Consider the following 25,625-nt stretch of genomic DNA (forward strand, 5'->3'; position numbering starts at 1 on the left):
CACCGGACATTATCCGATCAATCGACGCACAAGGCGACGACAGCGCGCCAAGTCGTTTTCTCCGACAGGAGATGTATGAGTTCCTCCACGCTCAATACACTTCACCACCTTGAAGCCACTCCACTTCAAAATCTCTTTCACGGCATTCACCGCCCCTCGGGATTGATTGAACCAAATATTAAACGGATAAGAGGTCGTACAGGTACTCACCACAATAGCCTTTTTCCCTCGATGCAAGGACTTCGGCAACCCACTCGCGCCATTCTGCATCAATCCATACACCAGCCGGTCAAACAGCAATTTCAATGTTCCGGGCATATTTCCCCTATAACAAGGCGCACCCACTACCATAACATCGCACCACTGCATCAACCGCAATACCCGCAGAGAATCATCTTCGGGCAATATACATGCTCCTTTTTGCCGGCAATCCATACACCCCACGCAGGGAGCTACTTGCAGATGCGACACCGACACACATTCACACTCAACACCCGCCCCAATAGCTTCTACACGCATAGCTTCGAGCATTTTCGAAAGATTCCCCTGGGGACGAGGACCGGCATTAATAATCAGCATTTTCACACTTTCTGTTCTTCCCGGCACAAAAAAATGAGGCGACCTTACTGTGGTCGCCTCATCGTTGCATATCTGCCTTAAAATTATTCTGCACTCTGTTCGGCTGCGGGAGCCTCTTCGGCAGGAGCAGCTTCTTCGGCGGGAGCAGCCTCAGCAGCAGCGGCGGCTTCGGCAGCAGCTTTCTCGGCTTTTTTCTTAGCGACGGCTTCGGCGATGGTTTTGTTCACCTCTTTTTCAGCTTCGAGACGTTTTTTGGCGTCAGCAGCCTTGGCGTCTTTCAGTTTAGCCTTCACAGCTTCGGTAGCCGATTGTTTGTTGGTCAACCAAGCCTGGAAACGTTTCTCGGCCTCTTCGAGCGAGAAAGCACCTTTTTTCACACCACCCAGCAAGTGTTTTTTCAGGAGCACGCCTTGTGCCGAGAGAATGTTGCGAGCGGTATCGGTGGGTTGAGCACCGGTTTGCAGCCAATACAAAGCTCTTTCGAAATCCAAATTTATTGTAGCAGGATTAGTGTTCGGATTATAAGAACCTATCCTTTCAATAAACTTACCATCACGTGGTGCCCTGCTATCGGCGATTACAATTTGATAAAACGGATAATCTTTACGACCGTGTCTTTGTAATCTGATTCTTGTTGCCATTTGAAATTTTGTTTAGTTAGTTATTTTGCATTAGCGGCGCAAAGGTAGGACAAATGTTTTTATTACACAAATTTGAGAATGATATTTTTCTATTTTTTCTCGCGTCTCATACGGGGTAGAGAATGCGACATTTCGACCAAATATTCCGTTCATAAATATTGCGAATGCAGCAAAGTTTCCGTATCTTTGAAAATCGAGGTAAAAAAACGAAGATGGGTGCAAGGCTTTTCAAACGATTTTTGTTAATTGGGATTCTTTGTCTCTGCCCGTATATCATTCACGGGCAGAAAGTAGGGCTTGTCCTCAGCGGGGGCGGCGCCAAGGGCATTGCACACATTGGCGTCATCAAAGCCTTGGAAGAAAACAACATACCCATCGATTATGTGACAGGGACGTCCATGGGGGCGATTGTCGCCGCATTCTATGCCATGGGCTATACCCCCAAAGAGATGCTCGAGCTCATCAAGTCGAAAGAATTTTCGACTTGGTCGACGGGTGAAATCAGCCCGTCGAACATGTATTATTTCCGGAAACCCGACCCCACCCCGGCTTTTATTTCCTTCAAATTGAGCGGAACCAAAGGGCTCTCGAACGTACTGCCCGATAGTTATATCAATCCATTGCCCATGAATCTCGGCTTCCTGGTCGTATTCGCGCCTTATACCGCTGCGTGTCGAGGCAACTTCGACAATTTATTTGTCCCGTTCAGGGCCGTGGCCGCAGATATTTTCGATAAAAAGGCGGTGGTTTTCTCCTCGGGCGACCTGGGCGATGCCGTGAGAGCCTCCATGACATTTCCGCTCGTATTCAAACCCCTCGAAATAGACAGCATACCGATGTTTGACGGGGGTATCTACAACAACTATCCCGTCGATGTGATGAAGGAAGATTTTGCCCCCGACTTCATCATCGGAAGCAATGTGACCACCGAAAAGAAGAAAGATCACAATACAAAAGACATCATAGGGCAAATCGAAAGCATGGTGATGCAGAAAACCGATTATCATATTCCCGACGAGGTAGGCATCTCCATACACTCCGACTTGCACAAGTATTCATTGCTCGACTTCCCCAAAGCCGATGAAATCATGCAAATCGGATATAATACCGCCTTGGAATACATCGACTCCATAAAAGTCAGGGTAAAACGGGAAGAAAGCCAAGAAGAGCGCAATGAGAAACGGCAAAATTTCAAAGAAAAAGTCCCGCCTCTCATTTTTGACGAAATCGAGGTGACAGGCACCCAGTCGAACCGGGTGAAAAGTTACATCTCCCGACAATTCGACTTGCGGGAGGGCGATTCTCTCGACATCGGCGAAGTAAAGCAAGCCTATTATCAACTGCTCTCCGATGCCAGGTTGTCCGACCTCATTCCTCACGGTATCTACAACGACACCACGGGGAAATATACATTGACCCTGCAAGGGAAAATGCAGCCCAAGCATTCGATAGGATTCGGAGGATACATCTCGTCGGGTAACACCAATCTTATCTACCTCGATGCAAAATACCAAACGCTTAAAGTATTGTCATCGACATTGGCCCTGAACGGATATGTGGGGCGATCCTATTATTCGGGACGGTTTGCGGTGCGGTTTGAACTCCCCACGCATATTCCCACCTACCTGAAACTCAACGGTGTAGTATCCCGCAAAAAATATTATGAAAGTGAAGAGCTCTTTAAAATCGAAGAGCTCCCGACCTTCATCACCACCAACGAAAGTTACATCAGATTACATTTCGGCATACCTGTCGGCATACCCGCCCGCACGGAAATATCGAGTGGATATGGCTATTTATGGGACACCTATTACCCGACAAACGTCTACGATTATACCATAAATGCCGACCGTAGTTCATATTGGTTGGGCATTACTTCGGCCGACTTTGACTACAACACGCTCAACGCTCCTGTATACGCCACCGCAGGAAGCCGATACCGGATTACCGGGTCGGTCGTATACGGAACCGAAACTTATACCCCCTATTGGGAAACTCGCAGCAAACAATTCCATACCTGGCTCCAACTCTCGGCCAAAATCGAGCACTATTTTCAAATGCTGCCCCACATCACCGTAGGCATCAGGGGGGAACTGTTCGCTTCTACCAAGAAACGCCTGCAAAGCTATACGGGCACCATCGTACAAGCGCCCGGTTTCACTCCCACCCCACACAGTCAAATGGTTTTCAATGAAGGTTTTCATGCCAACCAGTATATCGCCGGTGGAGTCATGCCCATATACAAAATTCTCAAAAACATGCAATTACGAGGAGAATTTTATGCTTTCTCTCCGTTCCGAAAGATATTGAGAGACAACGATTACAGCGCCAAGTATGCCGACGGATATTTTACCCATATCGAATTTCTCGGTGAAATATCACTCGTCTACAAGTTACCGTTTGCAACCCTCAGCGCATTTGCCAACTACTACACCTACCCCAGCAACAACTGGAATTTCGGCTTTGCACTGGGTTTCCTGCTCTATAACCCCCGATTCCTGTATCCATAAGCTTGGCAACAAATCATTGATACATAAGCCTTAGAAAAAAAAGAGGAAATATTTTTCAAAAAAAATGGGATATTTCTATTGCAGGGAATAAAATTCTCCCTATCTTTGCGTCCGAAAAATGGCTCCGTAGCTTAACTGAATAGAGCATCTGACTACGGATCAGAAGGTTACAGGTTTGAATCCTGTCGGAGTCACACTTTTTCATGGCCTCATTTGAGGTGAAATATTTTATGGGGAATGGCTCCGTAGCTTAACTGAATAGAGCATCTGACTACGGATCAGAAGGTTACAGGTTTGAATCCTGTCGGAGTCACGAGATAGGGCGAAGATTTTAGAATCTTCGCCCTATCCTTTTTGTTTCACACCCCAAAGATAAAAAACAGGCGAAGTCCCATCTATCCGGCATCAAAAAACAGACGGCTTCGTTTTATTCTCATTCCGGATTGCATTATCTTTGTTCCGTCAAAAAATTACACCCATGGAAATTGCAGCTTTGGTATCGGGCGGAGTAGACAGTTCGGTCGTCGTGCACCTCTTGAAGGAAGCCGGATACACCCCCACCCTCTTCTACATACGCATCGGCATGGAAGACAAGGACAAGACCCTTCACTGCCACTCCGAAGAGGATATAGAAATCGTCTCTTACATGGCCCGCAAGTATGGTTGCCGCCTCGAAGTAGTATCGCTCCACAACGAATATTGGGAATATGTCATGGGCTATACGCTCGACGCCATAAAACGCGGATTCACCCCCAACCCCGATGTGATGTGCAACAAATACATCAAATTCGGATTCTTCGAGCAATATTGGGGAAAAGACTTTGACAAGATAGCCACGGGGCACTATGCCAGCATCGTTGAAGAAAACGGCATCACCTACCTGGGAACGGCCATCGACCCGGTAAAGGACCAGACCGACTTCCTTTCACAACTCAACACATTGCAAGTCTCGAAACTGATGTTCCCGCTGGGCGGACTCATGAAAACCGAAGTGCGAGCCATCGCCGAAAAAGCCGGATTGCCCAGTGCAAAACGCAAAGACAGCCAAGGCATCTGCTTCTTGGGAAATATCAACTACAACGAGTTTATCCGCAATTACCTGGGAGAAAGAGAAGGTGACATCATCGAGCTCGAAACAGGCAAGAAACTGGGCAAACACAAAGGGTATTGGTTTCACACCATCGGGCAACGCAAGGGATTGGGCCTGAGTGGCGGCCCGTGGTTTGTCATACGCAAGGACATCAAACACAACCGGCTCTATGTCTCCAACGGCTTTGACCCCGACACACAATACGGCACCGAGCTCAACCTCACCGGTTTCCGATTCATCACCGGAAATCCGTTGGGCGACCTTACCGAACCGACCCGCATCACATTCAAAAACCGTCACACGCCCGAATTTACCGGAGGTACCTTGCAACGTACCGGTGAAGACAAAGTGCGTATCGTTTCGGACGAACGCATACAGGGCATCGCTCCGGGACAGTTCGGCGTCATTTATAGCGCCGACCGCCGGCTCTGCTTGGCCAGCGGCGTCATCGAGTGACCCCTCGGCCATTGAAAAGGGGCTCCGAATTTCATATTACACGACAGACACCCCGCCACACGTCACACACAAAAAGCACCGGCGACACGCCACACACAAAAAGCACCGGCGACACGCAAGTGTCGCCGGTGCTTTTTATCATCGAGCCGCTGCAAGCGCAACGGCAAACGCTTTATGGACGGGACTCCGCATCAGAAGAGACCTCACCCGGAGACTTCTTCTCAGGGTGTTTCTTCTCCAACAATATCGAAAAGAAGGTATAAATACCCAAAAGCACAATGACCACCATCTGCGAGCCGTGAGCCACCAAGGCAAACGAGCCGGCCACATTGGGGTCGGTCACGCCATAGATGGCCAATGTCGCCATCACGGCCAAATGCCATGGACCGAAGCCGCCCTGCACGGGAATACCCATGCCTATGCTGCCCATCACAAAAAGCGAAAGAGCCGCCAATGCCCCCAAATGAGCCGTATCGGCAAAGGCAAAAAGACATAAGTAAAGTTGCAGATAGTAACACAGCCACAACAAAATGGTGTAGACGATAAAACGTTTCTTCTGCTTCATGGTAAGGACCGTGCGGAACCCATACCACAAATTACGCATCATCTCCTTGATTTTCGAGACCCAGCGATACTCGTTTTTCTGACGGAAAATCCACACCAGCGCACCCACCACCACAGCAACGAAAAGATAGGGATATGGCGATGTAATGACAGAGAAGAGGGTCTCTTCGATAACCGGATACTGTTTCAGGAAATCGAGCAGGACATGCATCTGCAAGAAAAAGACCGCCACGATGAGGCAGATTACCGACACAGTGTCCATAAGCCGGTCGGAAACAACCGAACCCAGCAAAAGGGTAAACGACATCTGCTCACGCCGTGCCACATAACCGCACCGCCACACCTCCCCCAGGCGGGGAAACAAGAGATTCATGGCATAAGTGCCGAAAATGGCATTGGTAAGGGTACGGAACGAGGCCGGGTGTTGCAAAGCCCGCAACTGCAACTGCCAGCGCAAAGCCCGCACGATGTGGCTCACCACACCTACGACCATCGACAAAATGACCCAGCCATATTTGATTTCCGATTGCAGAATGCGCGCAATCTGCTCCATGTCGAGTCGACTGTAAAGCGCCCAAAATATGGCGATTCCGCAACACAGGGGAATCAAGAACTTCAATATGTTACGCACTATTTTTTTCAACTTTTCCTCAACTTGTCTGATTAAAAAAAATATTATTGTACCTTTGTATGGTGCAAAGGTAAGCTTTTTTGCGAAAATAGGCCGAGGGTCACCTTTATATATACATCAAAAATAATCCCGATTATGCGCTCGCCCGTAAAACCTAAAAAATTTTTGGGACAACATTTCCTGAAAGATCTGGACATAGCCCGACGCATCGCCGACACGGTAAAAGATTACGGGGGAATGCCGATACTCGAAATCGGCCCGGGCACAGGGGTTCTCACGCAATTTCTCCTGTCCGCGGGGCACGATCTCACGGTCGTCGAAATCGACCGGGAATCGGTCGCCTATCTACGCGCCCACTTCCCCGCCCTCGACGGACGCATACTCGAAGAGGATTTCCTGAAACTGCCTCTCGACCGCATATTCCCCGACCGCTTCTGCGTCATCGGGAATTATCCCTACAACATATCGAGCCAGATATTTTTCAAGGTGCTCGACTACAAAGACCGCATACCCTGTTGCAGCGGCATGATACAAAAGGAGGTCGCCGAACGCATGGCCTCGGGGCCGGGCAACAAGGACTACGGCATACTGAGTGTGCTCATGCAGGCTTGGTATGACATAGAATATTTGTTCACCGTCTCGGAACAGGTCTTCGACCCGCCCCCAAAAGTAAAATCGGCCGTCATACGCATGACACGCAACCGCGTCACCGACCTGGGGTGCAGCGAACGCCTCTTCAAACAAGTCGTGAAGACCAGTTTCAACCAGCGGCGCAAGACATTGCGCAACTCATTGAAGCCCCTGCTCGGGAAAGATTGCCCGCTTCTTGAAAACGAGCTCTTCGACAAACGCCCCGAACAGTTGTCGGTCGAACAATTTATCGCCCTCACACGAGACATCGAAACCATTCTTCCCGGACAATAACCCTCCCGTCATGGAAAAATTTACCGAAGAATACATCGAAAACATACGCAATATCATTGCCGAAAACAATACCGGGCAGGCCAAAGAAATACTCAAAGACCTGCACCCGGCCGATATTGCCGAACTGTACCAGAATCTCGACATCGAAGAGTCGGAGTTCCTTTACAAACTGCTCGACAAGGAAACCGCCGCCGACGTGCTGATGGAACTTGACGAAGACGACCGACGAAAGCTCCTCAAAGAGATGCCGAGCGAAACCATCGCCAAGGAATACATCGACCACCTCGAAACCGATGATGCGGTAGACCTCATACGCGACCTCGACGAAGATGCACAAGAAGAGGTGCTTGCCCACATCAACGACGTGGAACAGGCCGGAGACATCGTCGACCTGCTGAAATATGACGAGAACACGGCCGGTGGTCTCATGGGTACCGAAATGGTCATCGTAAACGAGAATTGGAGTATGCCCGAGTGCATAAAAGAGATGCGCCGCCAAGCCGAATACATGGACGAAATATACTATGTGTATGTGGTCGACGACGACAACAAGCTGCGCGGCGTATTCCCGCTGAAAAAGATGATTACCCACCCTTCGGCCTCGAAGATAAAGCACGTCATGAAAAAAGACCCGGTCTCGGTACGCACCGACGATACCATCGAGACGGTGGCCCAAACCATTGAAAAATATGACTTGGTGGCCCTCCCCGTCATCGACAGCATAGGCCGGCTGGTGGGTCGCATCACCGTCGACGACGTCATGGATGAAGTGCGCGAGCAAGCCGAACGCGACTACCAACTGGCTTCGGGTATCTCGCAAGACGTGGAGACGACCGATACCATTCTCACCCAGACATCGGCCCGACTTCCCTGGCTGCTCATCGGCATGATAGGAGGTTTGGCCAACTCGGTCATCTTGGGCAATTTCGAAGGAAGTTTTGCCATCAATCCGGCCATGGCCCTGTTCATTCCCCTCATTGGCGGTACGGGCGGAAACGTCGGCATACAGTCGTCGGCCATCATCGTGCAGGGCCTTGCCAACAAATCGCTCTCCCTCAACCATGCCGGAAAACAGATTCTGAAAGAGCTCGGAGTCGCCATCATCAATGCCTGCACGATTTCGGTATTGATATTCGCCGCCTGTTATTTCTTCCTGCTCGGCGGCGACGCACTCACGATATGCGTCTCCCTGTCGCTCTTTTCGGTGGTGATTTTCGCCTCGATATTCGGCACTTGCGTCCCCATCGCCCTCGAAAAAGTGGGACTCGACCCGGCCATCGCGACCGGCCCGTTCATCACCATATCAAACGACATCATCGGCATGCTCATCTACATGGGCATCTGCCAATTATTGCTTTAACAAAGGTGACCCCCAGTAAAAGGAGCGGCCTTTCCTCGATGGAAAGGCCGCTCCTTTTACTGGGTTCTCCCCGTGAGAGCTTACTCAAACATGTGGCGCAGTTTGCTGAATATGCGCTCTTTTACCGATTTGCTCGGCGTGAAACCGGGTGTACGCAACTCTTCGATTTTCTTGCGCTCCTCGGCCGTGAGATTCTCGGGCACATACACCGAGAGATTGACCAGCAAATCACCCACGCCGTATCGATTGACCGAAGGAAGCCCCTTGCCCCTCAACCGCAACACTTTGCCGGGTTGGGTACCGGGATCGATTTTCACCTTGGCCTTGCCATCGATGGTGGGCACTTCGAGCGTACCGCCCAAAGCCGCGGTGGGGAAGTCGATGAGAGCATTGTATATCAAGTCGTTTTCGTCCCGCAGCAATTCGGGGTGCGGCTCTTCCTGCACGAGTATCAGGAGGTCACCGTTGACGCCACCGTGGCGTGCGGCATTACCGGCACCGCTCATCGACAGTTGCATACCCTCTGAAACGCCGGCCGGTATGTTGATGGTGATGACTTCGTCTTCTTTGAGGATTCCCTCTCCGTTGCACTTGGGACATTTATGGGTAATGATACGGCCTTCGCCCCCACATTTGGGACAGGTCGTGGTCGATTGCATTGTACCCAAAATGGTTTGCCGCACTTGCGTGACAACCCCGCTTCCCTTACATTGCGAACAGGTCTCGTAATCGGTGCCATGCTCGGCGCCGGTGCCTTTGCAGTCGGGACAGGGGACATATTTCTTGACTTTGATTTTCTTCTCAACGCCGGTGGCTATCTCCTGCAAATTGAGTTTTACGCGCACGCGCAGGTCGGAACCTCGATTGACCCGTTTCCCGCTGCGGCTGCCGCTGAAACCGCCAAATCCGCCGAAACCGCCAAACCCGCCGCCGAATATATCGCCGAATTGGGAGAAGATGTCTTCCATCGACATTCCGCCGCCTCCAAATCCCGAGGCGCCTCCGCCATTGACTCCGGCATGGCCAAACTGGTCATATCGAGCTCTTTTTTCACTATTGCTCAGCACCTCATAGGCTTCGGCTGCTTCTTTGAATTTCTCTTCGGCCTCCTTGTCTCCGGGATTCTTGTCGGGGTGATATTGTATGGCTTTTTTGCGATAGGCTTTCTTTATCTCTTCGGCTGTCGCTGTTTTGGTGACTTCCAGCACTTCATAATAATCTCGTTTGCTGCTCATGGGTGTGTTCTTGTTTTTTTACCTTTGATTTTCCCGTTCTACTCACCGACCACGACTTTGGCATAACGTATGACCTTGTCGTTCATTGTGTACCCTTTTTGCACACAATCGATGACCTTGCCTTTCTGCTCGGGCGCGGGAGCCGGGAATGTGGTCACCGCTTCATGGAACTCGGTATCAAAATCGGCACCCTCGGTAGGAATCTCTTTCACTCCATGCTGGTCGAGATAGGTTTTGAATTTATTGTATATCAATTCTACACCTTGTTTCAGAGCCTCTACATCGGAACTCTTGCCCACGGCCTGCAAAGCGCGCTCGAAATCGTCGATGACAGGCAAGATGTCTTTAAGACACGACTCTCCGCCGTTCTTTATCAATTCGGCTTTCTCTTTCAGCGTTCTTTTGCGGAAGTTTTCAAGGTCGGCACGAGCCAGCAGATACTCTTTTTTGAGTTCTTCGACCTGAGCCCGCAACTGTTCATTCTCGGCTGCCAAAGTGTCAGTCTCTTCGGCAGGAGATGGCTCCTCGACGGGATTCTGGGTCTGATCTTCTGTCAGCTCCTCGCTGTTTTCAATCTCTTTTTCGGGAGTTTCAGATGTTTGTTCTTTCATTTTGTATTTTATTTATATTTCATTATCAATAATTTATAAGAATAGGCATCACTTCTTCGGGCCAACCCTGTGTGATGTGTCACACAGAGTAGAGCAAAAACGTTGCCAGGCCGGCAAGAGGTCTTTTTGTCAGCCTTGGAGGGGTCGGCCCGACTCTCTATCAATATTGGCAAGGTCCCGACCAGATACAACAGCCGGGGAATTCTCGCTCAATGTCCTCGGGCAGGGAACGGAAAAGGGCATATAGCGTGGAACCCGAGCCCGACATCGAAGCATAGACGGCCCCGCACGCATACAGGCGAGCTTTGAAACGGGCCAACTCGGGGTAATGGAAAAAAACACTCTTCTCAAAATCATTCACCAGGCAATCTTTCCATTCGCCCACGGGTCTCTGCACGACGGCCGACAAAGGCTCGTCGGGCAGTGCCGGGACTACCCGGGAATAGGCTTCGGCCGTAGAGACGGCTATCGGGGGCTTCACCAGGAAAAGCGTGTATCCCTGCAAAGAGAGGCCGACAGGCGACAGACGGTCGCCGATACCCTCGGCCAACATCGGTCGGTTGTAGATGAAGAACGGGCAGTCGGCTCCGAGTTGCGCCGCACATGCCGCCAACTCATCGTCATCGGCCGGGAGAGAAAACAGTCGGCGCAAGAGCAGCAACATCGTCGAGGCATCGGACGAACCGCCTCCCAGCCCGGCACCAAAGGGTATGACCTTGTGAAGGTAGGCTTCGACGGGAGGCATCGGATAACGTCGGGAAAGAATACGATAAGCCTTGACGACCAGATTGTCTTCTGCTCTGCCGTCGATAGCAAGCCCCGAAAGGTGCAAATCGCAACCCGATTCCCGGTCTGCCGCGGGAACGACTTCGAGAGCGTCGCACCACCCCACGGGATAGAATATGGTTGCTATGTCGTGATACTTGTCGGGACGTCGGGACAAGATGTTCAACCCAAGATTTATCTTGGCATTGGGAAAGAGTAACATATAAACGATTTCTGTTGCGGGGCAAATGTAGGAATTTTATCTGAAATAACACGGATTCCCTCCCCACAATCGGGGCAAGGCAGAAAGCGGCGAACCGCTCACGGAACAAGATTCCCCACGGGAATCCCGACATCAGGGAAATCAAAAAAAAGATTTGGACTGTTCTTCCAAAAGGAATAGCAATTCTATTTTTTGTATATTTGTAGCCCCAACGAAATTCCGTTTTTTACTCTCAAAGACATGGAAATCATATCCGGACGCAAAACCCCTGCCCGCAAGAAACCCCAGGCTCTCACCCCGATGGCCGACATGGGGAAGCTACAACCCCAGGCCCGCGAACTCGAAGAGGCCGTGCTGGGTGCCTTGATGCTCGAAAAAGATGCTTACTCCATCATCAGTGACATACTGAAACCCGAATGCTTCTACGAATACAAACACCAGCTCATCTACAAGGCGATTGTCGACTTGGCTATGAAGCAGGAGCCTATCGACATGCTCACCGTGTGCGAACAGTTGCGCCGCAACGGAAGCCTCGAAGAGGTGGGGGGCGAATATGTCATCACCGAGCTGACCAGCCGGGTATCGTCGGCCGCCAACATCGAATTTCACGCCCGCATCATCATGCAGAAGTACTTGGCGCGGGAATTGATACGCTTTGCCGGAGAAGTGCTGGGCGATGCCTACGACGCCACCGTCGACGTGGACGACCTGATGCAAAAGACCGAAGGCCAGTTGTTTGAGATTTCCCAACGGAATGTCAAGAAAGATTTCACGCAAATCAACCCCATCATCAACGAGGCTTTGCGCATACTCGAAATCGCATCGAACCGGAAAGACGGACTGAGCGGTCTGCAATCGGGATTTACCGACCTCGACAAAATGACATCGGGCTGGCAAAACTCCGACCTCATCATCATCGCAGCCCGTCCGGCCATGGGAAAGACGGCGTTTGTCCTCTCGATGGCCAAAAACATGGCAATCAACTACAACACGCCGGTGGCCATCTTCTCGCTCGAAATGTCGAACGTGCAGCTTGTAAATCGCCTGATAATCAACACCTGCGAAATTCCCGGAGAGAAAATCAAAAGCGGGCAGCTCGCTCCCCACGAATGGGAACAGCTGAACGCCAAAATCAACGACCTGTTCGACGCCCCCATCTACATCGACGATACCCCCAGCCTCTCGGTTTTCGAGTTGCGCACCAAGGCCCGGCGTTTGGTACGGGAACACGGCATAAAGATGATTATCATCGACTACCTGCAACTGATGAACGCCAGCGGCATGAACTTCGGCAGCCGCGAACAAGAGGTGAGCACCATTTCCCGCTCGCTCAAAGGATTGGCCAAGGAATTGAACATTCCCATCATCGCCCTTTCGCAGTTGAACCGTGGCGTGGAAACGCGTACCGGAGACGAAGGCAAACGCCCGCAACTGGCCGACCTGCGCGAGTCGGGAGCCATCGAGCAAGATGCCGACATGGTATGCTTCATACACCGCCCCGAATACTATAAAATAACCGAAGACGCCAAGGGCAACTCCCTCGTGGGACTGGCCGAAATCATCATCGCCAAGCACCGCAACGGCGCCGTGGGTGACGTGCGGCTGCGTTTCCGCGCCGAGCTGGCCCGTTTCCAAAACCTGAAAGACGACACAATCATACCCTCTAAAATCAATAAAAAATCGGCTCAGAAACAAGCCGAGAACGGAGCGGCGAAAAACATCGACCCCAACGCCGATTTTTTGAACCAGCAAGACGATTCCACCCCCTTCTAAACCACACCCATGAGCACCATCGAGGAGCAAACAAGAGATATAAAACGGCAATTCCGCAAAGCCATGAACGGAATCGTCGCCGCCAGCATGCGGGAAAAGGGAATAACCTACCGGGCAAACTTCGGCCTCACCCTCCCGTTACTGCGCCGTATCGCCGCCGCCATTCCGCCACAAAAGGAACTGGCCGAACGGTTATGGAACGAATCGGTGAGAGAATCGAAGATGCTGGCCACCTGGCTCTATCCTGCCGCGGAGATGGAACTGCCCACCGCACGGAAATGGGTCGAGGAAATTCCCTATACCGAAATCGCCGACGTGTGTTGCATGAACCTTTTTCCCCACATCGCCGAGGCGGGACGACTGGCAGCCGACTGCATCGGGTCGGCAAACGACATGGCACGATACACGGGATACCAATTATGGAGCCGGTTGTTCGCCCGGAAATACAAACCGTCGTCCGAAGAGACACGCCACCTCCTCGCCGCCTATCTCGCCCTCCTGTGCGGCCAGGTTCCCGTCCACACGTTATCGGCGGCGACAGGCTGCATCGAACGGCTGGTGATTGCCTCGCCTCGAAATGCCACCGCCACGGCGGAGATTCTCTCCACCGCGGCCATACCCGAAGAGAGGCGCCATCTGACCGATGCCCTCATCGACCTCTGCCACGAGCAGGAAGCCGAATAAACCGCATTCCGCGGCCGGGAACCGGTGCCTCGACAATCCACAAGTGACGACACGCGGCCAACATTCTATTTTTTAATCGCAAGTATCTGGCCATTCGAGGCGATATTTCGGTTTTATTTTTTATCTTTGCCTCGTTTGGCATAACGAAAGCGCCATGATTGAGGAGAAAACCCGAGAAATCGTCAGACAAAAGTTGACCCAATATCTCGAAGCGAAGAAGCTGAGAAAGACGACCGAGCGATATGAGATACTGGACACCATCTATGCGACAAGCGAGCATTTCGATGTCGACTTGCTCTATAAGATGATGGCGAAAGGCGAATACCGGGTGAGCCGTGCCACAGTCTACAACACCATCGACCTGCTGGTCGATGCGGGTTTGGTGCGCAAACACCAGTTCAGCAACCACCCGACACAGTATGAGAAATCGTACAATATGGCCAATCACCACCATCTCATCTGCACCCGCTGCGGAAAGATAAGAGAGGTAAAAGACCCCAAACTGCTCGAAGTGCTGTCGCAAAAAAAATTCGCACGATTCACCACGGCCTACTATGCCCTCTATGTCTACGGCATCTGCTCATCGTGCATGCAAGCCGAACAAAAAGAGTTACGCAAGAAAAACAACGAAAAAGAATCAAAACAACAATAAATAACCTCACACATCAATTATGAAATCAGTAGATGTATTATTAGGATTGCAATGGGGCGACGAAGGCAAAGGCAAAGTCGTCGATGTTCTCACTCCGAAATACGACGTCATCACTCGTTTCCAAGGTGGCCCCAACGCCGGCCACACGCTGGAATTCAACGGCGAGAAATATGTGCTCCGTTCCATACCTTCGGGCATATTCCAGGGCGGGAAAATCAACATCATCGGCAACGGTGTCGTACTCGACCCGGTACTCTTCAAGCAGGAAGCCGAAGCGCTGGCAGCCAGTGGCCACGACATCACCCGCCAACTCTATATCTCGAAGAAAGCCCACCTCATACTTCCCACCCACCGCATGCTCGACGCCGCCTACGAGGCAGCCAAGGGCGCCGGCAAAATAGGCACGACGGGCAAAGGCATAGGCCCCACCTATACCGACAAGGTGAGCCGCAACGGATTGCGCGTGGGAGACCTGCTCCACAACTTCGAAGAAAAATATGCCAAGGCCAAGGCGCGCCACGAAGCCATACTCCAATCGCTCCACTACACCTATGACATCACCGAACTCGAAGCCCAGTGGTTTGCTTCGCTCGACTACCTGAAACAGTTCCGTTTCATCGACAGCGAACACGAAATCAACAAACTGCTGAAAGACGACAAGTCGGTACTGGCCGAAGGAGCACAAGGCACGCTGCTCGACGTCGACTTCGGTTCCTACCCCTTTGTCACCTCGTCGAACACCATCTGTGCCGGAGCCTGCACCGGCCTGGGCGTAGCCCCCGGCCGCATCGGCAAAGTCTATGGCATATTCAAAGCCTATTGCACCCGCGTGGGAAGCGGCCCCTTCCCCACCGAGCTCTTTGACGAGACCGGAAAGAAAATCCGCGACATCGGTCACGAATACGGTGCCGTCACCGGCCGTGAACGCCGTTGCGGCTGGATCGACCTCGTCGCCCTGAAATACGCCATCATGATCGACGGCGTGACCGACCTCATCATGATGAAGAGCGACGTACTCGACACCTTCGACACCATCAAAGCCTGCGTGGCATACCGCATCGACGGACAAGAGACCGATGAGTTCCCCTTCGAAATCGACGACAAAATCGAACCGGTGTATGTCGAATTACCCGGCTGGAAATGCGACATGACCCACATGCAGAGCGAAGATGAGTTCCCCGAGGAATTCAATGCCTACCTCACCTTCCTCGAAGAGGAGCTGGGAGTACGCATCAAAATCGTATCGGTAGGTCCCGACCGGGCTCAAACCATCGAACGCTACACCGAAGAGAACTGATTGCCCACCCTTTCCGACCCCAACGCGACCAGACCACCGATGTTGACCCCCTTAGCCGAACGACTGCGCCCCAAAACGCTCGATGAATACATCGGGCAGGAACATCTCGTGGGCAAAGGGGCGGTGCTGCGGCGCATGATCGACAGCGGAGAAATCTCCTCCTTTATACTGTGGGGCCCTCCCGGTGTCGGCAAAACGACACTCGCCCACATCATCTCGGTGCAACTCAAAGCCCCCTTCTACACCCTGAGTGCCATACACTCAGGGGTAAAAGAGGTGCGCGAAGTCATCGAAAAATGCAAAGGCAACGGCATTTTCAGGCAGAGCCGCCCCATCTTGTTTATCGATGAAATACACCGCTTCAACAAGTCGCAGCAAGACTCGCTGCTGGGCGCCGTAGAAGACGGCACGGTGACCCTCATCGGTGCCACGACCGAAAACCCGTCGTTCGAAGTCATACGCCCGCTCCTCTCCCGCTGTCAAGTCTATGTGCTCAAATCGCTCGACGCCGCCCACCTGCAACAGCTTCTCGACCGGGCCTTGAAGAGCGACAAAGAGTTGCAAAAACGCAAGGTCGACGTGCGCAAGACGACCGCCCTCTTCCGCTACGCCGGCGGCGACGCCCGCAAGTTGCTCAACATCATCGACCTCATTGCCAACGCCACCCCCGAAAGCGAGCCGCTCGTCATCGACGATGCCGTGGTGACCGACCGTCTGCAACAAAACCCGATGGCCTATGACAAGGAAGGCGAAATGCACTACGACATCATCTCGGCCTTTATCAAGTCGATACGCGGCAGCGACCCCGACGGAGCCGTCTACTGGCTGGCCCGCATGGTGGCAGGAGGAGAAGACCCCAAGTTTATCGCCCGGCGACTGGTCATCTCGGCCTCGGAAGACATCGGATTGGCCAATCCCAACGCCCTGCTCATCGCCAACGCCGCATTCGAAGCCGTGCAAAACATCGGTTGGCCCGAAGGGCGCATCGCCCTGGCCGAAGCGGCCGTATATCTGGCATGCAGCCCCAAAAGCAACTCGGCCTACAAAGCCATCAACGACGCACTCGCCTGCGTCGAACAGACCGGCAACCTGCCTGTTCCCCTCCACCTGCGCAACGCGCCGACCTCCCTCATGAAAGAGCTGGGCTATGGGAAAGGGTATCTCTATGCCCACGACTACGACGGAAATTTCGTAAAACAACAATACCTGCCCGACGAGCTCAAAAACGCCACGATATGGAAACCGCAGGCCAATGCCGCCGAAGAGCGACACAAAGAACGCCTGCGTGCTTTGTGGGGCGACAAATACAAATAAAGCCTCTCCAAACAAGAAAAAGGGCGCAAACCGATATTTTGTAAAGCCGATATGCCAAAAAGGCCGCAAAAAGGAAAATATGTTCCTTTTACGGCCTTTTTATTTGACATTTTCTTGGCAAAGGTCAAAAAAAAACATAAATTTGTTCCCTCGAAAATTTCATTTGAGAACCATATATCAGAATATCGATACACTAAAAATATTTCAAAATGAAGAAGCACAATTTTTATGCAGGCCCCTCAATTCTGAGCCAATACACCATTAAAAATACAGCAGACGCTGTACTGGATTTCGCTGGGACAGGACTCTCTTTGCTGGAAATATCACACCGTAGCAAAGAATTTTCGGCCGTTATGGACGAAGCCCGCGCTCTGGTCAAAGAATTATTAGACGTACCGGCCGGTTACGATGTCGTATATCTCGGCGGCGGAGCCAGCCTGCAATTCTGCATGGTGCCTTTCAACTTGCTGAAAAAGAAAGCCGCATACCTCGAAACAGGTACTTGGGCCGTCAATGCCATCAAAGAGGCCAAACTGTTTGGCGAAGTCGACGTCGTTGCATCGTCGAAAGAAGCCAACTTCACCTATATCCCCAAAGACTACACCGTACCCGAAGACGCCGACTACTTCCACATCACGACCAACAACACCATCTTCGGAACCGAGTTGCGTCAAGATCCCGACGTGAAAGTACCTTTGGTAGCCGACATGTCGTCGGACATCTTCTCCCGCCCCGTCGATGTGTCGAAATATGACATCATCTATGCCGGTGCACAGAAGAACCTCGCCCCTGCCGGCGTCACGGTTGCCATCGTGCGCGAAGAGGCTTTGGGTCATGTAGACCGCGCTATCCCCACGATGCTCGACTACCGCACCCACATCAAGAAAGGCTCCATGTTCAACACACCTCCTTGCCTGCCGGTATTCGCCGCCCTGCAAACCCTCAAATACTACAAAGAATTGGGTGGCGTAAAGGTGCTCGAAAAGATGAACATCGAAAAAGCCGCTCTCCTCTACGACGAAATCGACCGCAACAAACTGTTCCGCGGAACGGTGGTTCCCGAAGACCGTTCAATCATGAACGTATGCTTCGTCATGAGCGATGAATACAAGGAACTCGAAGAAGAATTTGCCAAGTTTGCCGCCGAACAAGGCATGGTAGGCATCAAGGGTCACCGTTCGGTGGGCGGATTCCGCGCCTCGCTCTACAACGCGCTGCCCAAATCGAGCGTCGAAGCCCTCATCGCCACGATGCAGGAATTTGAAAGAAAACACTAATCTTATCGCATCATGAAAATATTAGTTGCAACCGACAAACCTTTTGCAGCCGTTGCGGTAGAAGGTATCAAAAAAGAAATCGAAGGTGCCGGACTGGAACTGGTGCTCCTCGAAAAATACGGTGAAAAAGCCAAACTGCTCGAAGCCGTGAAAGATGTCGAAGGCATCATCGTGCGCAGCGACATCATCGACGCCGAGGTGTTCGACGCCGCCAAAAACCTGAAAATCGTCGTGCGCGCCGGTGCCGGCTATGACAACATCGACTTGGCTGCCGCCACGGCACACAACGTGTGCGTGATGAACACCCCGGGTCAAAACTCCAACGCCGTCGCCGAACTGGTATTCGGCATGGCCGTGATGATGATTCGCAACTTCTACAACGGCACGTCGGGCACCGAACTCAAAGGCAAGAAACTGGGTATCCACGCCTTCGGACAGGTAGGCCGCAATGTGGCCCGCATAGCCAAAGGTTTCGGTATGGACGTATATGCATTCGACCCCTATTGCCCCTCAAACGTCATTGCAGAAGCCGGTGTCACCCCCATCGAAGACATCAACGAGCTCTACAAGACCTGCCAATATGTATCGTTGCATATCCCCGCTACCGATGAGACCAAAAAATCGATCAACTACAACCTGTTGAAACAGATGCCCAAAGGCGCCGTCCTCATCAATACCGCCCGCAAAGAGGTTATCAACGAAGAAGAACTGGTGGCCCTCATGGAAGAACGCGCCGACTTCCGGTACATCTCCGATATTGCCCCCACCAACGCCGACGTATTCGCCGAGAAACTCGCCGGTCGCTACTTCTTCACCCCCAAGAAAATGGGTGCACAGACAGCCGAAGCCAACATCAATGCCGGTATCGCCGCCGCCAAACAATCGGTAGGATACCTCAAAGAGGGCATCGACAAATTCAGAGTGAACAAATAAAGACCTGACACTATTTATAAGAGGGTGATACTATCGCACGCTATGCAATAGCTCACCCTCTTTTATTTTAAAAACAAAACCGTATGGCAAAAATCAAACCCTTCAAAGGAATAAGACCGCCTCGTGAACTGGTCGAAGAGGTCGCTTCACGCCCCTATGACGTGCTCAATTCGGAAGAAGCCCGCGCCGAAGCTGCCGGGAACGAGAAATCGCTCTACCACATCATAAAACCCGAAATCAATTTCGCACCGGGTACCGACGAACATGACCCCAAAGTTTATGACAAGGCTGTCGAGCAATTCAACCTTTTCCAGGAAAAAGGGTGGCTGGTACAAGACCCGAGCGAAAAATACTACGTCTACGCCCAAACGATGAACGGCCGCACCCAATATGGCCTCGTCGTATGCGCCAACGTCGACGACTACCTCAACGGCGTGATAAAAAAACATGAGCTTACCCGCCGCGACAAGGAAGAAGACCGCATGAAACATGTCCGCATCAACAATGCCAACATCGAACCGGTATTCTTTGCCTACCCCGACAATACCGAACTCGACGCCATCGTGGCCGAAACCGTAAAAGGAGAGCCCGAGTATGACTTCACGGCTCCCGACGGATTCGGACACCACTTCTGGCTCATCAACGACCCGGCCACCATACAGCGCATCACCGAGTTGTTTGCCGCCATTCCCTACCTCTACATTGCCGACGGCCATCACCGCACCGCTGCCGCCGCTCTTGTCGGTGCCGAAAAAGCCCGTCAAAACCCCAACCACCGTGGCGACGAAGAGTACAACTATTTCCTGGCCGTGTGCTTCCCGGCATCGCAACTGCACATCATCGACTACAACCGTGTGGTAAAAGACCTCAACGGGCTGAGCGATGAAGCCTTCCTCGCCCGACTGGCCGAAAATTTCACCGTCGAGAAAAAAGGGAAGGAAATCTATCACCCCACCGCCCTTCACAACTTCTCGCTCTACCTCGGCGGCGATTGGTACTCGCTGACAGCCAAAGCCGGCACCTACAACGACAACGACCCCATCGGGGTACTCGATGTCACGATTTCGTCGGACTTGATTCTGCGCGACATTTTGGGCATCACCGACCTGCGCAGCGACAAACGCATCGACTTCGTAGGCGGCATACGCGGTCTCGAAGAGTTGAAACGCCGTGTCGACAGCGGAGAGATGAAAGTGGCTCTCGCCCTCTACCCCGTCTCGATGAAACAACTCATGGATATTGCCGACTCGGGCAACATCATGCCCCCCAAGACGACTTGGTTCGAACCCAAACTGCGGTCGGGTCTCGTCATACACAAACTTGCCTGATGCTTTAAAAAGAGCATAAAAAACACAAGAGGTCATAAAAACCTCAAAAAAAACATCTCATCATGCAGCTATTAGTCGATTTTCCACATCTGACTAATAGCTGCTTGTCAAAAAAGCCCTGCCACTTTCTCATGACAGAAAAAGAGCTGATCGACAATTGCAGAAAAAACAATCCCCAGGCGCAACGTGCCCTCTACGACTTGTACGCCCGCAAAATGATGGCGGTGTGTATGCGTTACGGTCGCGACTACGACACGGCACAAGACTTGATGCAAGAGGGATTTATCAAGGTTTTTACGGCAATCGACAGCTACACGGGCAATGGCTCTTTTGAGGGTTGGGTGAGAAAAATATTTATCAACACCGCCTTGGAGTACCTCCGTCGCAACGACATCTTGCGCGAAACCGTCGACATCGATGATAACGAGCCCCTGCAAGAAATCGACGACTCAACGGTCGAACAGATGTCGGCCGACGAATTGATGGAGTTGATTGCCGAGTTACCGGCCGGTTTCAGAACCGTATTCAACCTCTTCGTCGTGGAAGGATACAACCACAAAGAAATCGGCACGATGCTGGGAATTACCGAGAGCACCTCGCGTTCTCAACTGACCCGGGCCAAGAAATGGTTACAAAAACGTTTGAACGAACTATAAGGTTCTGCAAAGGAAGATAAAATAGAATGAAACCATCAGACAGAGTGATACAATCGAAACTGAAAGACCATGAAGTGGACGTTCCCGACGGTCTTTGGGCGGAGATAGAGCGCCGACTGCCGTCGAAGCGGAAGGTCCCTGTCTGGAAAAAGTATGTGCGGTATGCCGCTGCCGCATCGTTGCTGTTGGCCTGCGGGCTGTCGGGTTACTTGCTCCTGCAACCCCACACGTCCGGGACGAGATGGGTGCAGCAAACGATTGAAGAGGCAAGTCTCGCCACAGAATCACTCTCGCCGACCCTGACGGAGACACAGGCACAAAGCCCCGACAACCAAAATCAGGGACAACCGGCAATGGCCGAAAGGGCGTCAATCGGAACCGGCTCCAAGCCGGCCGCCACACGACCCGACATGGTGGCACAAGAAATCGGGCAAGAGCAACAACTTCCTGCCCAAGTACACGGCTCCGACGCAGTCACCACTTCCCAAGAGACTCTTCAAGGGCAACCCTCGGAAGAGAATCACCGCCACGACAACAAGGCCGGGCGGGAAATCCGGGGAGAAGGCACCTCGGTCGACAATAGCGGAACAGAGCCGTCGCATCGGGCAAAAGAGACAACGTCAGGCCACACGACAACCGCGCAATATGCCCACGCCTCTCCCACCGGCCGGAAGAGAAGCGACCGACAAAACGACCCGGGCTGTTCCTTGGGCATCGTCTCGGCCAATGCCATCTCGGCCACCCAGTATGCCCAGGACACCCGCATCACGAGAAGCAACCTCTATTATGCCAATGAGAGCCAGATACTGAAATATCAACATAAAGTACCCATTTCGGTAGGCATCACGGTCGAAAAGCAATTCGGAAAACGGTGGGGACTCGAAAGCGGGCTGGTATATACCCTGCTGCGTTCGGACTATAAAACCGAGAACCTGCAACGCGAAGGAAAACAAGAATTGCATTACCTGGGAATCCCGCTCATGGTGCGATTCAAATTTTTCAATACACGCTTCATCGGCCTGTATGCAGCGGCCGGGCCACGAATGGACTTCAACATCTACGGCCGTCGAACCGATGACACTTACACGCAACTGGCATACAGTACCTATACCGAGAATATCAGAGACCGGAAAGTGCAATGGTCGGCCCACCTAAAAGTCGGCGTCAGTTACATCATTTCACGGCACTTCGACATCTATGCCGAGCCGGCTCTCGCCTATTTCTTCGACAACGGGAACAAATCCATCGAAAACCTGTGGAAGGACAAGCCGTTGAACTTTGCTTTCCACTTGGGAATCAGGACCAAATTCTAACACACAAAAACATTAAATATGAAACGGACAAAACAAGGACTCATTTTCTCCTCACTCATTCTGCTCTCGCTTTGCGGCCTGAGCAGCTGCCTCGGCGATAAAGGCAACATGACCACCTCGTATGGGACAGGCACCATTCTCAACCTGAACAACACGCCCTGCATACGACTCGATGATATAAACCTCAATATCACGGGAGCCGGCATTCCCACTCTCGAAGACAGCATTGCCCGCGCCATCGTATATTATACCATCGACTGGGACAACCAGACCGCCAATGCCGAAGCCAAAGGCATATACGATGCCACCTTCTCAAATATCGACACCTGGGGCATAGACGACTTTACCGAAATGCCCGGAGATTTTGACTTCAAGGCAACCGATACGCTGCGCGCCATCGCCCAACCGTATATTACTTACGGAACCGAAATCACCCCCAACATGTTGACGATGAACGTCAGACTCTACGCCGGAGAAGGCAATGTGAGCCTGATTCAGAAAAACACGCCGGCCGACCCCAATTACATGGGAATGACCACCGACACCCTCATTGTCGCCTATGAAATGGCAGAATGGTCGAAAGAGACGCGCGATGTATGGTACACATTCGAACTGCCCGACTATCCGTCGAACATCACCTCCCTCACCTTATTGTACCGGAGCGCCTCTAACTCGGGATTCACCTCGGTATGGAAACAGGACCTCGGAGGATACATCTACACGATGTCGACCAAATTCAGCGATTAAAAACAATTTCAGAACATATACAGACTTTTTTCCAGTAAAAGTGCCGCGAGACATCAATCGAGAGATTGGTGTCTCGCTTTTTTGCACAAAAGCGGGTGTCGGGGAATGTCTTTTTTTTATCAAATATTCCTCGGAATAAATAATTATTTCCTATTTTTGTCACAGAAACAAAAGGGGTGCCGGAACAAACGGCTGAGATTACACCCTATGAACCTGCCCGGGTAATGCCGGGAAGGAATTTGTTCATAGAGAAAACCAAACCAAAATATCTCACAAACAGCCTGACCCATATTCCGGTACTTTCTCAAAACGACTGAGAATATGGAATGTCATTATCCCACTTGCCTTACTATTGCAGGCTCGGACAGTAGCGGAGGCGCCGGCATACAAGCCGACCTCAAAACGATGTCAGCACTGGGCGTGTATGGTATGTCTGTCATTACAGCAGTGACCGCACAAAACACCTGCGGCGTGACCGGCATTCAAGCCATAACCCCGGATATCGTAAAAGCACAACTCGAAGCCGTATTTTCCGATATTGCCTGCGATGCCGTGAAAATAGGTATGCTTTTCTCTGTCGAGACCATCGCTGCGACCATTGACATGTTGGACAAATATGCACCCCTGCACATTGTGCTCGACCCGGTATTGGTATCGACCAGCGGCCACCGTCTCTACGGCGACGACCGCCTTGTAGATGCCCTGAAAGCGGGGCTCTTCCCGCGGGCGACCCTCATCACGCCCAACACCGAAGAGGCCGCCCTCCTGTCGGGAATCGCCATTCACAGCGAGCCCGACATGTATCGCGCAGGAGAAGTCCTCCTGGGAATGGGTTGTCGAGCCGTCCTCATCAAGGGCGGACATCTTATGCAACAGGCGATGAACGACATACTTTTCACATCGGGCAACGCCCCGCTCCTGTTCTCGGCCGAAAAGGTCGACACGCCCAACACTCACGGCACAGGGTGCACACTCTCTTCGGCTATCGCTTCTTATTTGGCTTTGGGCAAAGAGTTGAAAACCGCTATCGCTCTCGCGAAACAATATGTCCACGAAGGTCTGACAGCGGGCGCCCATGTGACGGTAGGCCACGGCCACGGTCCTCTGAACCATCTCTTCGCCCCACTCCCTCTTCTCGCGAAAAACAACACAAAATAACGATAAACTCTGCGTATAAGGTATGAAAGTCTTTTTGAACCGTCAAGAAATATGTGTTGGCAGCCGGGCAACTCTCAAAGAATTGCTTTTAGGACAAAGCATCTCGTCCGAGGGTATTGCCGTCGCCGTCAACAACCGCATCATCAGCAAAGACGATTGGGCAACCACATTCTTGTCGAACAACGACAAGGTGACCGTCATTCACGCTGCCTGCGGCGGATAATGATTCTCTTCGATGACAAAACCATGTAAAAGCCCGATTCCCATGACATCGGGAATCGGGCTTTTCTTTTTTTGATTTTACATGAAACTGATAGGAATTACAAGCGAAACGATATTCGAGGGGGAGGCGGCCCAAATCGTGCGTTGGCTCGAATGCGGCCTTGACCAAATGCACATACGCAAACCGGGATATTTGTCCGACGAAATCGCCACCTTGCTGGAACACATTCCGGCCGAGTACCATACCCGGCTGATTCTCCATGACCACTTCGAGCTGGCCCACGAGTACCCCGTAGGCGGATTGCACCTCAACCGCCGCAACCCGGTGTGTCCGGCCGGCTATCAAGGCACCACGGGACGTTCGTGCCACAGCCTCGACGAAGTAAAGACATGCTGCGACACGACCTATTGTTTCCTCAGTCCCATCTACGACAGCATTTCAAAAAAAGGATACACCTCACACTTCCCGGCCGGGACCCTCGACCGAGCCCGACAAGAAGGCATCATCTCCCAACGCGTCTACGCCCTCGGCGGCATCACACCGCAACAATTTCCACAAATCGAAGGCTGGGGATTTGGCGGAGCCGCGATGCTCGGCTACCTGTGGGAAGCAGCGTCGCCCGAAGAAACCGCCGTCCGCATGGAAACCCTGAAAGCCTATCTGAGACACTAACCTGCACGC

At 52.0% G+C, this 25,625-nt stretch carries 24 protein-coding genes, 2 tRNA genes and 1 riboswitch; of the genes, 20 read left to right on the plus strand and 6 right to left on the minus strand.

The genetic code is table 11. The features are described 5' to 3' along the window. Nucleotides 1-9: 9 nt before the first annotated feature. The gene (locus IAD09_07115; GenBank protein ID HIT81990.1) at nt 10-585 is read right to left on the minus strand and encodes a flavodoxin family protein; all 576 of its coding nucleotides are present in this window, start codon (nt 583-585) and stop codon (nt 10-12) included. Nucleotides 586-662: 77 nt separating this feature from the next. After that, the gene (locus IAD09_07120) at nt 663-1,220 is read right to left on the minus strand and encodes a 30S ribosomal protein S16 (protein ID HIT81991.1); all 558 of its coding nucleotides are present in this window, start codon (nt 1,218-1,220) and stop codon (nt 663-665) included. Between the two features lie 239 nt (nt 1,221-1,459). On the opposite strand from IAD09_07120, the gene IAD09_07125 reads away from it, so the two are divergent. The 4 genes from IAD09_07125 to mnmA all read left to right on the plus strand — a co-directional run bounded on the left by IAD09_07125 (nt 1,460) and on the right by mnmA (nt 5,276). Beyond that, a complete protein-coding gene (locus IAD09_07125; protein ID HIT81992.1) occupies nt 1,460-3,730 on the plus strand; it encodes a patatin-like phospholipase family protein in 2,271 nt (756 codons plus the stop codon). A gap of 120 nt (nt 3,731-3,850) precedes the next feature. Next, nucleotides 3,851-3,924: transfer RNA gene (locus IAD09_07130), tRNA-Arg, on the plus strand. 45 nt (nt 3,925-3,969) lie between these two features. Then, nucleotides 3,970-4,043, plus strand: a tRNA-Arg gene (locus IAD09_07135). Between the two features lie 165 nt (nt 4,044-4,208). Continuing rightward, nucleotides 4,209-5,276 carry a tRNA 2-thiouridine(34) synthase MnmA gene (mnmA, locus tag IAD09_07140; GenBank protein ID HIT81993.1) on the plus strand — a complete coding sequence of 356 codons (1,068 nt, stop codon included), beginning with the start codon at nt 4,209-4,211 and terminating at the stop codon, nt 5,274-5,276. A 172-nt stretch (nt 5,277-5,448) separates the two neighbouring features. Here mnmA and IAD09_07145 read toward each other — a convergent pair whose 3' ends face one another. Next, nucleotides 5,449-6,483 carry a flippase-like domain-containing protein gene (locus IAD09_07145; GenBank protein HIT81994.1) on the minus strand — a complete coding sequence of 345 codons (1,035 nt, stop codon included), beginning with the start codon at nt 6,481-6,483 and terminating at the stop codon, nt 5,449-5,451. A 123-nt stretch (nt 6,484-6,606) separates the two neighbouring features. Here IAD09_07145 and rsmA point away from each other — a divergent pair, with 123 nt between their 5' ends. Together rsmA and mgtE are read left to right on the plus strand one after the other, a co-directional pair. After that, entirely contained in the window at nt 6,607-7,395 is a 789-nt protein-coding gene (gene rsmA, locus IAD09_07150) for a 16S rRNA (adenine(1518)-N(6)/adenine(1519)-N(6))-dimethyltransferase RsmA (GenBank protein ID HIT81995.1), read from the plus strand. Between the two features lie 10 nt (nt 7,396-7,405). Continuing rightward, nucleotides 7,406-8,755, plus strand: coding sequence for a magnesium transporter (gene mgtE, locus IAD09_07155; GenBank protein ID HIT81996.1), 1,350 nt, complete (start codon nt 7,406-7,408; stop codon nt 8,753-8,755). Nucleotides 8,756-8,835: 80 nt separating this feature from the next. On the opposite strand, the gene dnaJ is transcribed toward mgtE, so the two are convergent. From dnaJ to IAD09_07170, 3 genes are all read right to left on the minus strand, one after another. Next, nucleotides 8,836-9,990, minus strand: a complete 1,155-nt coding sequence (gene dnaJ, locus IAD09_07160) for a molecular chaperone DnaJ (GenBank protein HIT81997.1) — start codon at nt 9,988-9,990, stop codon at nt 8,836-8,838. A gap of 38 nt (nt 9,991-10,028) precedes the next feature. Continuing rightward, nucleotides 10,029-10,601 carry a nucleotide exchange factor GrpE gene (gene grpE / locus IAD09_07165; GenBank protein HIT81998.1) on the minus strand — a complete coding sequence of 191 codons (573 nt, stop codon included), beginning with the start codon at nt 10,599-10,601 and terminating at the stop codon, nt 10,029-10,031. A gap of 160 nt (nt 10,602-10,761) precedes the next feature. Next, nucleotides 10,762-11,589, minus strand: a complete 828-nt coding sequence (locus IAD09_07170; GenBank protein ID HIT81999.1) for a 4-(cytidine 5'-diphospho)-2-C-methyl-D-erythritol kinase — start codon at nt 11,587-11,589, stop codon at nt 10,762-10,764. A 240-nt stretch (nt 11,590-11,829) separates the two neighbouring features. On the opposite strand from IAD09_07170, the gene dnaB reads away from it, so the two are divergent. The 14 genes from dnaB (at nt 11,830) to IAD09_07240 (ending at nt 25,616) form a co-directional block, all read left to right on the plus strand. Continuing rightward, nucleotides 11,830-13,362, plus strand: coding sequence for a replicative DNA helicase (gene dnaB / locus IAD09_07175; protein ID HIT82000.1), 1,533 nt, complete (start codon nt 11,830-11,832; stop codon nt 13,360-13,362). A gap of 9 nt (nt 13,363-13,371) precedes the next feature. Further along, on the plus strand, nt 13,372-14,046 hold the full coding sequence (locus tag IAD09_07180) for a DNA alkylation repair protein (GenBank protein ID HIT82001.1): 675 nt from the start codon (nt 13,372-13,374) through the stop codon (nt 14,044-14,046). Nucleotides 14,047-14,200: 154 nt separating this feature from the next. Further along, nucleotides 14,201-14,698 carry a transcriptional repressor gene (locus IAD09_07185; GenBank protein ID HIT82002.1) on the plus strand — a complete coding sequence of 166 codons (498 nt, stop codon included), beginning with the start codon at nt 14,201-14,203 and terminating at the stop codon, nt 14,696-14,698. Between the two features lie 19 nt (nt 14,699-14,717). Then, nucleotides 14,718-15,995, plus strand: coding sequence for an adenylosuccinate synthase (locus IAD09_07190; protein HIT82003.1), 1,278 nt, complete (start codon nt 14,718-14,720; stop codon nt 15,993-15,995). A 42-nt stretch (nt 15,996-16,037) separates the two neighbouring features. After that, nucleotides 16,038-17,309, plus strand: coding sequence for a replication-associated recombination protein A (locus tag IAD09_07195; protein HIT82004.1), 1,272 nt, complete (start codon nt 16,038-16,040; stop codon nt 17,307-17,309). A gap of 209 nt (nt 17,310-17,518) precedes the next feature. Next, nucleotides 17,519-18,586, plus strand: coding sequence for a 3-phosphoserine/phosphohydroxythreonine transaminase (gene serC, locus IAD09_07200; GenBank protein HIT82005.1), 1,068 nt, complete (start codon nt 17,519-17,521; stop codon nt 18,584-18,586). A gap of 12 nt (nt 18,587-18,598) precedes the next feature. Then, nucleotides 18,599-19,519: a 3-phosphoglycerate dehydrogenase gene (locus IAD09_07205; protein HIT82006.1), complete on the plus strand. Its 921-nt coding sequence runs from the start codon at nt 18,599-18,601 to the stop codon at nt 19,517-19,519. 83 nt (nt 19,520-19,602) lie between these two features. Continuing rightward, the gene (locus tag IAD09_07210; GenBank protein ID HIT82007.1) at nt 19,603-20,847 is read left to right on the plus strand and encodes a DUF1015 domain-containing protein; all 1,245 of its coding nucleotides are present in this window, start codon (nt 19,603-19,605) and stop codon (nt 20,845-20,847) included. A 131-nt stretch (nt 20,848-20,978) separates the two neighbouring features. Then, nucleotides 20,979-21,503: a sigma-70 family RNA polymerase sigma factor gene (locus tag IAD09_07215; GenBank protein ID HIT82008.1), complete on the plus strand. Its 525-nt coding sequence runs from the start codon at nt 20,979-20,981 to the stop codon at nt 21,501-21,503. A 26-nt stretch (nt 21,504-21,529) separates the two neighbouring features. Continuing rightward, nucleotides 21,530-22,816, plus strand: coding sequence for a PorT family protein (locus IAD09_07220; GenBank protein ID HIT82009.1), 1,287 nt, complete (start codon nt 21,530-21,532; stop codon nt 22,814-22,816). 18 nt (nt 22,817-22,834) lie between these two features. Continuing rightward, nucleotides 22,835-23,563 carry a hypothetical protein gene (locus IAD09_07225; protein ID HIT82010.1) on the plus strand — a complete coding sequence of 243 codons (729 nt, stop codon included), beginning with the start codon at nt 22,835-22,837 and terminating at the stop codon, nt 23,561-23,563. 162 nt (nt 23,564-23,725) lie between these two features. Then, a riboswitch (TPP riboswitch) is annotated at nt 23,726-23,818 on the plus strand. Nucleotides 23,819-23,884: 66 nt separating this feature from the next. After that, nucleotides 23,885-24,721, plus strand: a complete 837-nt coding sequence (gene thiD / locus IAD09_07230; protein HIT82011.1) for a bifunctional hydroxymethylpyrimidine kinase/phosphomethylpyrimidine kinase — start codon at nt 23,885-23,887, stop codon at nt 24,719-24,721. 22 nt (nt 24,722-24,743) lie between these two features. Then, nucleotides 24,744-24,944, plus strand: a complete 201-nt coding sequence (gene thiS / locus IAD09_07235) for a sulfur carrier protein ThiS (GenBank protein ID HIT82012.1) — start codon at nt 24,744-24,746, stop codon at nt 24,942-24,944. 81 nt (nt 24,945-25,025) lie between these two features. Continuing rightward, nucleotides 25,026-25,616: a thiamine phosphate synthase gene (locus IAD09_07240; protein HIT82013.1), complete on the plus strand. Its 591-nt coding sequence runs from the start codon at nt 25,026-25,028 to the stop codon at nt 25,614-25,616. Nucleotides 25,617-25,625: the final 9 nt, after the last annotated feature.

The sequence above is a fragment of the Candidatus Caccoplasma merdavium genome (assembly GCA_018715595.1).
Lineage (GTDB): Bacteria > Bacteroidota > Bacteroidia > Bacteroidales > UBA11471 > Caccoplasma > Caccoplasma merdavium.